Source organism: Micromonospora jinlongensis, from assembly GCF_013410645.1.
In the GTDB taxonomy this organism is placed as follows: domain Bacteria; phylum Actinomycetota; class Actinomycetes; order Mycobacteriales; family Micromonosporaceae; genus Micromonospora; species Micromonospora zamorensis.
Genome location: NZ_JACCHK010000001.1, coordinates 5,373,253 through 5,387,494, shown reverse-complemented (window position 1 = coordinate 5,387,494; position 14,242 = coordinate 5,373,253). Strand labels below are relative to the sequence as shown.

Annotated in this window: 12 protein-coding genes; 5 read left to right on the top strand and 7 right to left on the bottom strand. The window is 70.2% G+C overall.

What is annotated here, in order from left to right:
* Positions 1–73 precede the first annotated feature (73 nt).
* The 5 genes from ftsX to pruA form a co-directional block, all read right to left on the bottom strand.
* Positions 74–949, bottom strand: coding sequence for a permease-like cell division protein FtsX (gene ftsX, locus HNR22_RS24245; protein ID WP_179782267.1), 876 nt, complete (start codon positions 947–949; stop codon positions 74–76).
* A gap of 67 nt (positions 950–1,016) precedes the next feature.
* Positions 1,017–1,697 (bottom strand): cell division ATP-binding protein FtsE, encoded by a 681-nt coding sequence (ftsE, locus tag HNR22_RS24240; RefSeq protein WP_030331491.1) that lies wholly within the window; start codon positions 1,695–1,697, stop codon positions 1,017–1,019.
* 118 nt (positions 1,698–1,815) lie between these two features.
* On the bottom strand, positions 1,816–2,937 hold the full coding sequence (gene prfB, locus HNR22_RS24235) for a peptide chain release factor 2 (protein ID WP_091393964.1): 1,122 nt from the start codon (positions 2,935–2,937) through the stop codon (positions 1,816–1,818).
* A gap of 64 nt (positions 2,938–3,001) precedes the next feature.
* A complete protein-coding gene (locus HNR22_RS24230) occupies positions 3,002–3,517 on the bottom strand; it encodes a PadR family transcriptional regulator (protein ID WP_099850731.1) in 516 nt (171 codons plus the stop codon).
* 177 nt (positions 3,518–3,694) lie between these two features.
* Entirely contained in the window at positions 3,695–5,323 is a 1,629-nt protein-coding gene (pruA, locus tag HNR22_RS24225; RefSeq protein ID WP_179782266.1) for an L-glutamate gamma-semialdehyde dehydrogenase, read from the bottom strand.
* A 383-nt stretch (positions 5,324–5,706) separates the two neighbouring features.
* Here pruA and HNR22_RS24220 point away from each other — a divergent pair, with 383 nt between their 5' ends.
* The gene (locus HNR22_RS24220; RefSeq protein WP_246380997.1) at positions 5,707–6,798 is read left to right on the top strand and encodes a hypothetical protein; all 1,092 of its coding nucleotides are present in this window, start codon (positions 5,707–5,709) and stop codon (positions 6,796–6,798) included.
* Positions 6,799–6,816: 18 nt separating this feature from the next.
* Here HNR22_RS24220 and HNR22_RS24215 read toward each other — a convergent pair whose 3' ends face one another.
* The gene (locus HNR22_RS24215) at positions 6,817–7,326 is read right to left on the bottom strand and encodes a DUF6912 family protein (RefSeq protein ID WP_179782265.1); all 510 of its coding nucleotides are present in this window, start codon (positions 7,324–7,326) and stop codon (positions 6,817–6,819) included.
* Between the two features lie 216 nt (positions 7,327–7,542).
* On the opposite strand from HNR22_RS24215, the gene HNR22_RS24210 reads away from it, so the two are divergent.
* Positions 7,543–7,770 (top strand): helix-turn-helix domain-containing protein, encoded by a 228-nt coding sequence (locus HNR22_RS24210; RefSeq protein WP_099850727.1) that lies wholly within the window; start codon positions 7,543–7,545, stop codon positions 7,768–7,770.
* A gap of 226 nt (positions 7,771–7,996) precedes the next feature.
* Entirely contained in the window at positions 7,997–8,590 is a 594-nt protein-coding gene (locus HNR22_RS24205; RefSeq protein WP_179782264.1) for an Rv3235 family protein, read from the top strand.
* Positions 8,591–8,866: 276 nt separating this feature from the next.
* Here HNR22_RS24205 and secA read toward each other — a convergent pair whose 3' ends face one another.
* Positions 8,867–11,794 (bottom strand): preprotein translocase subunit SecA, encoded by a 2,928-nt coding sequence (gene secA, locus HNR22_RS24200; RefSeq protein ID WP_179782263.1) that lies wholly within the window; start codon positions 11,792–11,794, stop codon positions 8,867–8,869.
* Positions 11,795–11,962: 168 nt separating this feature from the next.
* Between secA and HNR22_RS24195 the strand changes: the two genes are divergently transcribed.
* Complete coding sequence (locus HNR22_RS24195) at positions 11,963–13,114, top strand: GNAT family N-acetyltransferase (protein WP_179782262.1); 1,152 nt, start codon at positions 11,963–11,965, stop codon at positions 13,112–13,114.
* Positions 13,111–14,223 (top strand): GNAT family N-acetyltransferase, encoded by a 1,113-nt coding sequence (locus tag HNR22_RS24190; RefSeq protein ID WP_179782261.1) that lies wholly within the window; start codon positions 13,111–13,113, stop codon positions 14,221–14,223. Before HNR22_RS24195 ends, HNR22_RS24190 begins: the two co-directional genes overlap by 4 nt.
* The last annotated feature ends 19 nt before the right edge of the window (positions 14,224–14,242 follow it).

Genomic DNA, 14,242 nt, shown 5'->3' with positions numbered 1-14,242 from the left:
AGGACCCTCCCGCGCCGTTTATTTCCGGCTGCGGGAGGGTCCTTGGGAGACGACGGGACGACCCGTCCGGTGCCTAGACCCGCAGGTAGAAGCGCAGGGTGATCCAGGCGGTGCCCGCGCTGACCAGACCACCGACGCCGGCCATCAGCGGGAAGATGAACAGGATGTCGCCCCAGCTGATCGGCGAAAGCAGACCCTGCAACGCGCTCAACGACCCGTCGAAGAGCAGATACTTCGCCGCGACCAGGGCGACCAGACCGAGCAGCGAGCCGATCAGGCCGGCCACCACCGCCTCCAGCACGAAGGGCGCCTGGATGAACCAGTTGGACGCACCGACAAGCTTCATGACCGCGACCTCACGCCGCTTGCTGTACGCCGCCACCTGAATGGTGTTCGCGACCAGCAGCAGGGCAGCGATCGCCATCACGATGGCGGCGGCCAGCGCGATGTTCTGGATCGAGGTGAGGATGTTGAAGATCTTGTCGAGGAGTTTGCTCTGGTCGACGATTTCGTCGACGCCGTCGGTCTGCTTGTACTGGTCGTAGATGTCGCGGTACTGCTCCGGGTTGTTCAGCGTGATCCGGAAGGACTCGGGCAGCTGGTCCGGCTTGACCGCGTTCACCAGGTCCGGCGCGTCCTGGTACATCGTCTTGAAGCGCTCGTACGCCTGGGCCTTGTCGACGTAGATGACCTCCTTGACCAGGGGGTCACTCTCCAACTTGCCCTTCAGCTCGGTGCGCTGAGGCTCGCTCACCTCCTGCTTCAGGAAGATCGCGACCTGGATGTTCTTGAAGTAGAGGTCCTTCATGTCGTCGACCTGGCGGTACATCAGACCGCTGGCGCCGAGCATGGTCAGCGAGACCGCCATCGTGATGATCATCGCGATGGACATGGTCACGTTGCGCCACAGTCCGACCAATACCTCGGACAGGACGTATTTCACGCGCATCGGGGTTTCCTCCGGGTCTCCGGCATGAAGTGTTCGTCGTCAGGCTGCGCAGGGGTGGAGCGCCGGCTCACCCGTAAACGCCGCGGGCCTGGTCACGCACGATGCGACCGCTCTCGATCTCGACGACGCGGCGGCGCATCTGGTTCACGATGTTGGAGTCGTGGGTGACCATCACGACGGTCGTGCCGGTGCGGTTGATCCGGTCCAGCAGACGCATGATCTCGATCGAGGTGTCCGGGTCCAGGTTTCCGGTGGGCTCGTCCGCCAGCAGGATCAGCGGACGGTTCACGAACGCCCGGGCGACGGCGACCCGCTGCTGCTCACCACCGGAGAGCTCGTGCGGGTAGCGGTGCTCCTTGCCACCGAGCCCGACCAACTCCAGCACCTCCGGCACGACCCGGCGGGCAACCGCCTTCGTCTTGCCGATCACCTCAAGGGCGAACGCCACGTTCTCGTACGCGGTGCGGTTCGGCAGCAGCCGGAAGTCCTGGAAGACACAGCCGATCGAGCGTCGGAAGTGGGGTCGCTTCCAGGAACGCATCGACGTGACGTCCTTGCCGTTGACCACGACGCGGCCCTTGTTGGGGGCCACCTCGTGCAGCAGCATCTTGATGATTGTGGACTTGCCGGAGCCGGATGGACCGATGAAGAAGACGAACTCGCCCTTCTCGATCGAGACGGACACGTTGTCGAGCGAAGGCCGGGACGCCTTCGGGTACGTCTTCGTCACTTGCTCAAGCTGAATCACGGGTGGTGAGTCTACGCGGTGTAACAACTGAGCCAAGCCCCACGCCCCGCCGATCCGCCACGAGTCGTCGAATCAGGCCTCTACCTGGAGATCGATGACGCGCTGCGCCCACACCTCGTCACGCACCGTCGCCAGCGAGCTGTCGCTGCTTGCGCCAGCGGATGCCCGCCTCGATGAAATCGTCGAGGTCGCCGTCGAAGACGCCGCTCGGATTGCCGGTCTCCTGCTCGGTTCGGAGATCCTTCACCATCTGATACGGGTGCAGGACGTAGGAGCGCATCTGGTCGCCCCACGAGCTGGTGCCGCCGCTCTTGAGGCCGGCCATCTTCTCTTCCTCCTCCTGGCGCTTGCGCTCCAGCAGCCGCGCCTGGAGCACCCGCAGCGCGGAGGCCTTGTTCTGCAACTGGGACTTCTCGTTCTGGCAGGTCACCACGATGCCGGTCGGGATGTGGGTCAGCCGGACCGCCGAGTCGGTGGTGTTGACGCTCTGCCCACCGGGGCCGGAGGAGCGGTAGACGTCGACGCGTACCTCGTTCTCCGGGATGTCGATGTGGTCGGTCTGCTCGGTGACCGGCAGGACCTCGACGCCCGCGAAGCTGGTCTGCCGGCGGCCCTGGTTGTCGAACGGGCTGATCCGGACCAGCCGGTGGGTGCCCGACTCGACGCTGAGCGTGCCGTAGGCGTACGGCACCTTCACCGCGAAGGTCGCCGACTTCAGGCCCGCCTCCTCGGCGTACGAGGTCTCGTAGACCTCGGTCGGGTAGCCGTGCCGCTCCGCCCAGCGCAGGTACATCCGCAGCAGCATCTCGGCGAAGTCCGCCGCGTCCACACCACCGGCACCGGCCCGGATGGCGACCAGCGCCTCCCGGGAGTCGTACTCGCCGGAGAGCAGGGTGCGGACCTCCATCTCCTGGATGGCCTTGGTCAGCCCGGTGATCTCCGACTCGACCTCGGTCAGCACACCCGGGTCGGCCTCGGCCTCCGCCAGCTCCAGCAGCACCTGGGCGTCGTCGAGGCCGGAACGGAGACTGCCCAACTTGCTGATCTCGCCGTTGACGTACGACAGCTGTGAGGTCACCTGCTGAGCCTTGGCCTGGTCGTCCCAGAGGTCGGGGGCGGACGCCTCCTGCTCAAGGCGGGCCTTGTCCTCGTGGAGTCGATCCAGGTTGAGGACGGCCTCGATGTTTCGCAGGGTCGCGTCGAGTTCCTTGAGCTGTTCGGCGTAATCGGCAGCGGTCACGACAGATAAGCGTACTGTGCCGCAGGCTGCTCAGCTCGTTGCCGGTGGGCGAACCCGCCCGGCGTCACCCGACGGGGGCGGTCTTCAACCACGACAGGGCGGCCCGGTGGTAGGCGACGGCGAACTCCAGCGCGCTGGCGTCGTACGTCTCGCCGTCCCGTTTGGCGTTCTTGACCTGTTCCCGAACCTGGGCGAGGGCCTCGGTGTGGTATTCGTTGGCCGAGGCGTACAGGCCCTTCAGTTGGCTGGCCGAGTGCAGGTTGCCGAACGCCATCCGCAGCGCGATCGGGTTGCGGATGGTGTCCCGCCCCGGGTTCTCCGCCAGCCAGCGGGAAAACGTCCGTTTCCCACTGGCGGTGAGTGCGTACGGCTGGCTCATCCGCGGCCCCGGCTTACCGAGACGCACGAAACCCCGCTCGGCCAGCACCGGCAACTCGCGGTAGACCTGGCTGCGGGTCATCGACCAGTACGGCGCCAGACGGCGCTCAGCGGCGGCCATCAACTGACCGCCTGTCATCGGGCCCTCGTGGAGGAGCCCGAGCAGGGCCGCCGCCGTAGGGTTGACTCCGGAATCCGCCATGCCCACTACGCTGCCACTTTGCGCACGCGGCGTCCAGGATTTGCCAGTTTGCCACCCAACAGGACTTCCTAAGTGCACTGTCGGCGGCAGACTGTCCGTTGAGGACTTTCGATGGATCAGGACCCTCGGCCGACCCACCGGCGGCTCCGCGCGCCGCCGGCGGGTCGTCGCCGCAGGTCAGCCCATGTGGGGGTACGTGTGGTCGGTCGGCGGCACGAAGGTCTCCTTGATCGTCCGCGGCGACACCCAGCGGACCAGGTTGAGCCAGGAGCCCGCCTTGTCGTTGGTGCCGCTGGCCCGGGCGCCCCCGAAGGGCTGCTGCCCGACCACCGCGCCGGTCGGCTTGTCGTTGATGTAGAAGTTGCCGGCCGCGTACCGCATGCGCTCGGCGACCGCGTCGACCACCCGGCGGTCGGTGGCGAACACGGAGCCGGTCAGCGCGTACGGGGCGATCGACTCGGCCTGCGCCACCACGTCGTCGAAGCGGGCGTCGTCGAACACGTGCACGCCCAGGATCGGCCCGAAGTATTCGGTGGTGAAGGTCTCGTGGGCGGCGTCGCCGCACTCGAAGAGCGTCGGCCGGACGAAGTAGCCGACCGAGTCGTCGGCGGTGCCACCGGCCAGCACCCGGCAGGAGTCGTCACCGGCGATCAGCTCCAGCGCCGCGGTGTGCCGGGCGAAGGCCTTGTCGTCGATCACCGCGCCGCCAAAGTTGCTGAAGTCGGCCACGTCGCCGTAGGTCAGCGAGTCGGTGGTGGCGGCCAGCCGGTCGCGCAGGCCACCCTCCCAGATCGAGCGCGGCACGTACGCCCGCGAGGCCGCCGAGCACTTCTGGCCCTGGTACTCGTACGCGCCGCGGATCAGCGCGGTGTGCAGGGCGTCCACGTCGGCACTGGTGTGCGCGACCACGAAGTCCTTGCCACCGGTCTCGCCGACGAGGCGCGGGTAGCCCCGGTAACGGGCGATGTTGTCGCCGACGGTCCGCCACAACTGCTGGAAGACCTTGGTCGAGCCGGTGAAGTGGATGCCGGCCAGGTCCGGGTCGGCGAGCACGACGTCGGACACCTCCTCGCCCCGGCCGGTGACCATGTTGATCACGCCGGGCGGCAGGCCGGCGGCCTCGAACAGCCGCATGGTGAAGTGCGCGGCGAACTGCTGGGTCGGGCCCGGCTTCCAGATCACCGTGTTGCCCAGCAGGGCGGGCGCCGACGGCAGGTTGCCGGCGATGGCGGTGAAGTTGAACGGGGTGACCGCGTAGACGAAGCCCTCCAGCGGGCGGTGGTCGAAACGGTTCCAGACCCCCGGCGAGGACGCCGGCTGCTCTTCCAGCAGGCGGCGGGCGAAGTGCACGTTGAACCGGAGGAAGTCGATGAACTCGCACGCCGCGTCGATCTCCGCCTGGATCGCGGTCTTCGACTGACCCAGCATCGTGGCGGCGTTGAGCGTGTCGCGCCACGGACCGGCGAGCAGCTCCGCGGCGCGCAGGAAGATCGCGGCACGCTCCTCGAACGGCAGCGCCCGCCACATCGGGGCGGCGTCCTTGGCCGCCTTGATCGCGGAGCGGGCGTCGTCGTGGGTGGCGTGCCCGGTCACGCCCAGCACGTGCGCGTGCCGGTGCGGCTGCACCACGTCGATCGAGTCACCGGCAGCCATCCGCTGCTCACCACCGATGGTCATCGGCAGGTCGATGCGCTCGGCGGCGAGCTCGGTCAGCCGCCGCTGGAGCCGGTCCCGGTCGGGGCTGCCCGGCTCGTAGTTTCGAACCGGCTCGTTGCGCGGCTCGGGAACGGAGAACACGGCATCCATCAAGGCTCCTGGCGATCTCGACAGCAGTGGCGAAACCGGACCCGCGGGCACCGACCGGACGGCCGGACACCGGACGCTACCCGGGAGTGCCGAGCAGCGGCGGGACCTCCGGTGATTCTCCCACGAAGGGCTGCACGCCCCACTTCCGCCACCGCCCTCGCCAAGGACCGACCCACCCCTCCTCCCCTTACCGATCGAGCTCGATCCGACGACCCGCCCGTACGCCGGGCAACCCCTCACCCGCCCGTCGAGTGACCGCATCGCCTGCACATCCCGGGAGCCCGGCCCCGGCGTACCCCTCGCGGTCGTCCCGGGGCGGCGGGTGACCCAGCGGACCCGCGTACCCTGAATGGTCGGTGACCTGCCGCCTCGAAGGGGAGACGATGACCAAGCAGCCCGGCCGCGTCCCGGCCGCGGAGTCGGACGACGCGTCGGCCGACGCGGCCAGCCCCAGCAGCCGGCCGCTGCCCGCCCCCGGCGCGGCGACCCTCGCGCTGCTGGCGCTCGGGTGGCTGACCGCCATGCTCTGGTCCACCCGGGAGGCCATCACCTCGGCGGCCGCGGGCGTCACCGCGATCAGCCTCTCCGCGTTCGCCCTGCCCGGCGTGATCTCGGCTGCCCTGGTGGCCGGCGCGGCCGTCGCGCTGGCCGCGGGCAACCTGCTGGCCCGCCGCTACGGCGACTGGGCCACCCTGCGCTTCGCCGGGGCGATCGGTGGCGGGATGCTGGTCGGCCTGGCTGCCGCGCTGGCGATCAACCTCACCTACTTCGACACCTCGACGACCAACGTGATCGCCGGCACCACCGCGGCGGCGGCGATCATCGGTGGCGCGGTGGCCGGCGCGCGAACCGCCCCGGCGGTCGGCGCTGTGGTGACCGCCGCGCTGGGCACCCTGATCTTCGTGGTCGCGTTCAGCAACGCCCGCGACCCGCTGTTCGACCTCTTCGGGGCCGGCGACAGCCAGGAGTCGCTGGTCAACGCGGCCAAATGGGTGTCCCGCACCGAGTCACTCGTCGCCGGGCTCCTTGCCGGGCTCCTCGCCTTCGGCTACCTGACCTGGGCGCGGCGTCGGGCCCTCCGCCACGATCCCGCGGCCCCGGCGCTGCGCTGGCCGGCGTACCTGCTCGCCGGCGCCGGCCCCGGCCTGCTCCTGCTGCTCGCCGAGCTGATCATCCGGGTCGGTGGCCGGTCGCTGCTCGACCTGGCCAGCGCGCTCAGCGAGGCCGACGCGGTGGCGCAGACCTCACTGGGCACCTCGCGGGTGGACAACGGCATCTGGGTGCTCTTCGTGGGGGCGCTGACCGCGCTCATCGCGTTCGGCCGCACCCTCGGCCCGGCCCACACCGACGACGAACCCGACGACAGCCCTGAGCCCGTCGCGGCCCGGGTCGACCCCGAGGACGACGAGGCCAGCCCGGCCGAGACGTTCGGCGCGTTCGACGCGGACCCGGCCAAGGCCGACCCGTCCCGCTGACCTCGGCTGGAGTCCGGCTCAGCTGACTGCGCGCAGCAGCAGATCCAGCTCCGTCACGTCGTACCACTCCAGCTCGTGGTCCTCAGCGCCGTCGACGGCGAACTGGGCATCGGGGTCGCCAGCGGCGGCCTCCGCCACGACGTCGGCCGCCGCAGCGACATCCTCGACCGCGTCCGCTCCATCCACGTGGATGGCCGCGATGGCACCAACCGGCACGGCGGCGGCCAACGTCACCATGCTGGAACCCAGCTCACCGTCGCCCCGCCCGACCGCGCTGGCCGGCAGGTCCACCGAGACGACGACGCGGCGGCGGGGCGCGGTCGGGTCCTCCCGGAGCAGGTGCAGCGCGTCCTGGGCGGCCCGCGTGAACGCGACGTACTCCAACTCCTCCTCGTCGCCCTCGGCGTACCACTCGCGCAGCGCCGGGGTCACGGCATGCGCGTCGTCGGCAGCCAGCCCCTCCTCACGCAGCCGGGTCAGCATCGGTACGGTCGCCGGCACGTACACCCGGACAAGCTCCTCGGTCACCGGTCGTCTCCCCGCTTCGTCCACCACCGGCGGCCGCCGGCACGGGCGCAGATCATGCCGCACGCCGTGACCGTCATACACCTCGCCTCCGGTCGGTGGAAGTTCCCGGCCGGTGTGTCCTGCACGGTCCGGCCGACCGCTGCGACGGCCCGGCGCTGGGCGGCACGGGCTGTCGGTGGCAAACTGAGCCAAACGACATCAACCCCGGGAGTTCCTGTGGAGCCGAGGTTCCTGCTGCTCTCCGACGTAGCCACCGAGCTGAACGTGTCGGACTCGCAGGTCTACCACATGGTGCGCAGCGGTGAACTGCCCGCGATCAAGATCGGTGGACGCGGCCAGTGGCGCGTCGAGCGCGCCCGCCTGGAGGAGTACATAGCGCGCAAGTACGACGAGACCGCGGAGTGGGTCCAGAGCAATCCCCTGATCGATCGCGATCCGGAGTAGCAGCGGCTGCGGCCCCTGCCCTTACTCATCCGCCGGCACTTGATCCACTCCGTTTCAAGGAAAGCGCGGTGTCCAGGCCGCGCGGATACCGCGGCTTTGGCAAACCCGAGTGGATCACGCCCTGCGCTCGTCGGAGTCGCCTCTCAAGCATTGACCGAGACCTGTTTATCCCTGAGAATTGGCATCGTCGGAGGCAAACGAACGCAAACGCAAGATCAAGGGGGCCATGATGAGCCAGGCGCAACCCGGCCCTTACCGACCACCCGTACGGCTGCGCCCAGTCCCGCCCATCGACCCGCCGTACGCCGACGAGGCTGACGGGTCGTACTGGCCGGCACCCGTCCACGGCCAGCTCGCCCTTGACCTGTTCGCCTCGACCCGGCCAGACCCGGTCCGACCACCAGAGCGCCGGGGCGCACTCCGCCCGGTGCCGAGCCGGTCCACCACCCACCCGGTGACGCCGCTGCCACCGGCGACCGCCCCGGAAGCCACCCGAGCTGCGCATCGCTTCGTCGGCACCTGCCTGGAGGTGATCAACGGGTACCGGTCCCCGGCGCAGGTGCGCGCACTGCTCGACCCGCCCCGCGCAAGTGACCTGCTGACCGAGTTGGCCCGCGCGTCCGGGCGGACCGGCGCACCTCGCCGTCGCGCCGACCGACCGGTCGTTCGGCTGCTGCGCCTACGCGTCTGCGAACCCCGGGAGGCCGCGGTGGAGGCGGCAGCCGTCCTCACCGGCGCGGGCGGCCGAAGCTGGGCAATGGCGCTCCGCCTGGAGCATCGTCGGGGCCGGTGGCTCTGTACCGCCCTGCACGTCCTCTGACCACACCCTGCGCCCGAGTTCGATCAACCCAACCTGGCCGGACCGGACCGCACCCGTCGGACCGGACCGGACCGGACCAGATCGGACTAGGCGCCGGACCGCGCCGGCCGGAGTCGGGCCGCTTGATCGACTCGGGTTTCAGGAATCCGGGCCATCAACCTGGCGCTGACACCCCGACTTCCTGAAACCCGAGTTGATCATCGCCCCGCAGACCCGCAGACCCGCATACCCGGGTCCCGGCCTGATGGCCGGGACCCGTTCGTCAGGTGCTGTCGGTCAGTTGCCGCCGTTGGGGGCGCCGTGGCAGCGCTTGTACTTGCGGCCCGAGCCACACGGGCACGGCGCGTTGCGGGACGGGCCGTTGCTCGCCTCGGCCTGGTTCGGTGCCGGCCGGCGGGAAGCGGCGGACGGAACCGCCGGGCCGCGAAGCCCCGAGGCGGGCCGCTGCGGGGCGGACGGCGCGGTCTGCCCCGGTGCCGCCGGTGCACCCGGTGCCGGTCGACCCACGCCGAGCGCCGGAGCCTGCTGCTGGGCCTGTTCGACGGCGACCGCGCCGGGGCTGGCCTCACCGTCGATGGTGGGAGCGGAGTATTGCAGGCCCTGCCGCTGCGGAGCGCGGTTGAGGCCCTTGGCCCGGATCTCCACCGGCTTGTCGAGCAGCGTGACCTCTTCGGAGCCCTCCTCCGGCTCCGGTTCGGTCACCTGGACGTCGACGTTGTAGAGGAAGCCGACCGTCTCCTCCTTGATGCCTTCCATCATGGTGGCGAACATGTCGAAGCCCTCGCGCTGGTATTCCACCACCGGGTCACGCTGGGCGTACGCCCGGAGGTTGATGCCCTCCTGGAGGTAGTCCATCTCGTAGAGGTGCTCGCGCCACTTGCGGTCGATGACCTGGAGCAGCACCATCCGCTCGAGCTGGCGCACCCCCTCGGTGCCGACCTGCTCCTCGCGCCGGTCGTACGCGGCGTTCGCGTCATCCTTGAGGCGGGAGACCAGGAAGTCGGCGTCCATGCCGGCGCGCGAGCCGCCGGCCTCCTCCTCCAGCTCCTCGATCGTCACGCCGACCGGGTAGAGCTGCTTCAGGCTGGACCAGAGCTGCTCAAGGTCCCAGTCCTCGCCGTAGCCCTCAGAGGTGGCGCCACGCACGTACGCCTCGACGGTGTCGTCGATCATGTTGCGGACCTGGTCGGAGAGGTCTTCACCGTTGAGCACCCGGAGCCGCTCGGCGTAGACGACCTGGCGCTGCTTGTTGAGCACCTCGTCGTACTTGAGCACGTTCTTGCGGATCTCGGCGTTCTGGCCCTCGATCTGGGCCTGGGCGCTCTTGATCTGCCGGGTGACCATCTTCGACTCGATGGGCACGTCTTCCGGGATGTTGAAGCGCTCCATCACGGCCTCGACCGCTCCGGCCCGGAAGCGCCGCATCAGCTCGTCCTGAAGGGACAGGTAGAACCGGGACTCGCCCGGGTCGCCCTGCCGGCCGGCGCGACCGCGCAGCTGGTTGTCGATCCGCCGGGACTCGTGCCGCTCGGTGCCCAGCACGTAGAGGCCGCCGGCGGCGGAGACCTCTTCGGCCTCGGCGTCGCAGGCCTGCTTCCAGGTGGGAAGGACCTCCTCCATCGCCTTGGCGTACTCTTCCTCGTTTTCCAGCGGGTCGAGGCCGCGCTGGCGCAGCTCGTTCGCGGCGAGGAACTCGGGGTTGCCGCCGAGGAGGATGTCGGTGCCGCGGCCGGCCATGTTGGTGGCCACGGTGACCGCGCCCTTACGCCCGGCCTGGGCGACGATCTCGGCCTCCCGGGCGTGGAACTTGGCGTTCAGCACGTTGTGCGGGATGCCGCGTCGGCGCAGGAGCTGGGAGAGGATCTCGGAGTTTTCCACCGAGACGGTGCCGACCAGCACCGGCTGGCCCATCTGGTGCCGCTCGGCGATGTCCTCGATGACCGCGTTGAACTTGGCCTTCTCCGTCTTGTAGATGACGTCCGGCCGGTCTTCGCGAACCATCGGGCGGTGGGTCGGGATCGTCACGACGCCGACCTTGTAGACCTTGTTGAACTCGCTCGCCTCGGTCTGCGCCGTACCGGTCATCCCGGACAGCTTCTCGTAGAGGCGGAAGTAGTTCTGGAGGGTGATCGTGGCCAGGGTCTGGTTCTCCTGCTTGATCTCCACCCCCTCCTTGGCCTCGATCGCCTGGTGCATGCCCTCGTTGTAGCGACGGCCGTGCAGGATGCGACCGGTGAACTCGTCGACGATCAGGACCTCACCGTCGCTGACGATGTAGTCCTTGTCGCGCTTGTAGAGCTCCTTGGCCTTGATGGCGTTGTTGAGGTAGCCGACCAGCGGGGTGTTGACCGACTCGTACAGGTTGTCGATGCCGAGCCGGTCCTCGACCTTGGCGACACCCCGCTCGGTCACGGCGATGGTGCGCTTGGAGTGGTCGACCTCGTAGTCGCCCTCACCGTCGGTGCCGGGCTGGAGCCGGGCCACCACGCCGGCGAACTCGCCGTACCAGCGGGCCGAGTGCTCGGCCGGGCCGGAGATGATCAGCGGGGTGCGTGCCTCGTCGATCAGGATGGAGTCGACCTCGTCGACCACGGCGAAGTTGTGGCCGCGCTGGACCAGCTCTTCCTTCGACCAGGCCATGTTGTCGCGCAGGTAGTCGAAGCCGAACTCGTTGTTGGTGCCGTAGGTGATGTCGCACTCGTAGGCGGCCTTGTGCTCGGTGGCCGGCCGGTTGGGCAGCACCACGCCGACGGTCAGCCCGAGGAACTCGTGCACCCGGCCCATCCACGCCGCGTCACGCTGGGCGAGGTAGTCGTTGACCGTGATCACGTGGACGCCCTTGCCGGACAGCGCGTTGAGGTAGACGGCCATGACCGAGGTCAGCGTCTTACCCTCACCGGTCTTCATCTCGGCGATGTTGCCGAAGTGCAGAGCCGCGCCGCCCATCACCTGGACGTCGTACGGGCGCTGGCCGAGCACCCTGGCGGCCGCCTCGCGGGCCACCGCGAACGCCTCCGGCAGCAGGTCGTCGAGGGTCTCACCCTCGTCGAGCCGCTCCCGGAACTGTTCGGTCATGCCGGCCAGTTCCTCATCGGTGAGGTTGACGTAGTCGTCCTCGATCGAGCTGACGGCGGCGGCGATGGCCTTGAGCCGTCGCACCATGCGGCCCTCGCCCGCGTTAAGGACCTTTTCCAGAATCGACACGGATCAACGCTCCCCTAGACAGTCTCGAACCATCGTAGGCGCTCCATCGGCCCGATGGTCACTGGTGGCGGTGCTCGACCCCGCCGAACCCGACATAACTCGCGTCCGGCGCACGCTCCAAACGTTATCCGGTTACGCCGTCGGCGAACGCTACGGCAGGATGCACGAGTGGAGCCCGTGGAGATCATCGAGGACGGCGTGCTGCTGCGGCCCTGGCGGGAGGCGGACGCCGAGGCCGTGCACCGAGCCTGCCAGGACCCGGACATTCAGCGCTGGACAACCGTACCCCGCCCATATCGCCCGGAACACGCTCACGGTTTCGTCACCGAGGTGAGCGGGCGGGCCTGGGCGGAAGGCACCGGGGCCCCCTTCGCGGTCTGCGACCCGGCCACCGGCGACCTGCTCGGCTCGTGCGGGTTGATCTCGATCGACCAGGCCGGCACCGGTGAGGTGGGCTACTGGACCGCCCCCTGGGCGCGCGGCCGGGGAGTGATGGTCCGGGCCACCCGGGCGCTGGCCCGCTGGTCCTTCGACAGCCTCGGGCTACGCCGGCTGATCTGGCACGCCGAGGTGGGCAACCACGCCTCCCGGCTGGTCGCACTCCGGGCTGGCTTCCGGGTCGACGGCCGGCTGCGGATGGCCCACCCGACGCCGCACCGTGGCGCGGACACCTGGATCGGATCGCTGCTGCCCGGCGAGGTGCCCGCACCCGGGTCGACCGGGCCGGCCGGCCCGGGCACCCTCGCCGCCCGGCGGGCCGCCGTCTTCGGCCGCCCGCAGCCCGTCCTGTTCGCCACTGCCGGCGCGGGCGAGCTGCGCCTGCGACCCATGGAGGAGCAGGACCTGGACGCCGTGGTGCAGACCTGCCGGGACCCGGAGAGCATCCGCTGGACGACGGTGCCGGACCCGTACGAACGCGACGACGCGCAGGGCTACCGGATCCACGGCCAGGACGCCTGGGCCCGGGGGGACGCCGCCCACTTCGTGATCGCCGACGCGGACGACCGGTACGCGGGCTCGCTCGACCTGCGGCTCTCCCCCGCCGACGCGCTGGTGGCCGACGTGGGCTTCATGACCGCCCCGGCGGCCCGTGGCCGCGGGTACATGCCGGCCGCGCTGGTCGCGCTCAGCGCCTGGGGTTTCACGACGCTGGGCCTGGCCCGGATCGAGTGGAAGGCGAACGTGGGCAACACCGCCTCCCGCCGGGTGGCCGAGAAGGCGGGCTTCACGTTCGAGGGAACGGCCCGGGCCGGGGTGCAACACCGCGGCGAGCGGGTCGACGTCTGGGTGGCCTCGTTGCTCAGCAAGGACCTGACGTGAGCCTCGAGCAGGTCGTCGAGGCGCACGGGGTGCGACTGCGGCCATTCCGCGCCGAGGACGTCGCCGACGTGGTCGACGGCTGCGCGGATCCGTTGACCCAGCGGTTCATCTCGGGGCTGCCGTCGCCGTACACCGAGACCGACGCCCGCTGGTGGATCGACGCCGGCGCCCCTGCGGCCTGGGCCGGTGGCGGCGCCGCGTACGCCATCGCGGACCCGGCCACCGACCGGCTGCTCGGCACGGTGGGGCTGAGCAATCCGGTGCCCACCCGGGGTCAGGCCGAGATCGGCTACTGGGTGCGGCCGGCGGCACGCGGGCGCGGGGTGGCCGCGGCGGCGACCCGCGCGCTGAGCGAGCACGCGTTCGCCGCCGGGACGGCCCGACTGGAACTGCTCACCGACGCGGAGAACGGGCCGAGCCAGCGGGTCGCGCTGGCCGCCGGCTTCCGCTACGAGGGTTCGCGCCGCTCGGCCGGTTGCAACCGGAACACGGGGCGGCACGATCTGCTGGCCTGGGTACGCCTCGCCGGGGATCCGCCCGGCCCGACCGCCCGACTGCTGCCCGATCTGCCCGACGGTGTGCTCACCGATCAGGTCGTGGCGCTGCGCCGGCTCGCGCCCGGCGATTCGGAGCTGATGTACCGGCTGCACAGCCGACCCGAGGTGGTGGCGAACCAGGCGCCGCCCGTACCGCCGACGCGCGAGGCGATCGAACGGCGCTGCCGTCTCGCGGAGAGCGGCTGGCTGACCGGCGACATCGCCCGACTGCTGATCACGGACGTGGTCAGCGGGGAGCCGGCGGGCAGTTGCGGGCTGTCGTACACCGACGTGGCCAGTGGCGAGGCGTCGGTCGGCTACGCGCTGCTGCCGGACTGGCGCGGCCGGGGGTACGCGACGCGGGCGATCCGACTGCTCGCCGGCTGGGCGTTCGGCCCGGCCGGGATGGCGCGGCTGACCGCCGGCACGGTGCCGGACAACACCGCGTCGCACCGCGTGCTGGAGCGGGTCGGGTTCGAGCGCGAGGCCCTGCAACGGGGCCGTCTGCCCGGGCTGGCCGGCACCCGCCTGGACGACCTGACCTTCGCGCTGCTGCCCGCCCACCTCCGTTGACGGATCATGGAGTTGTGGT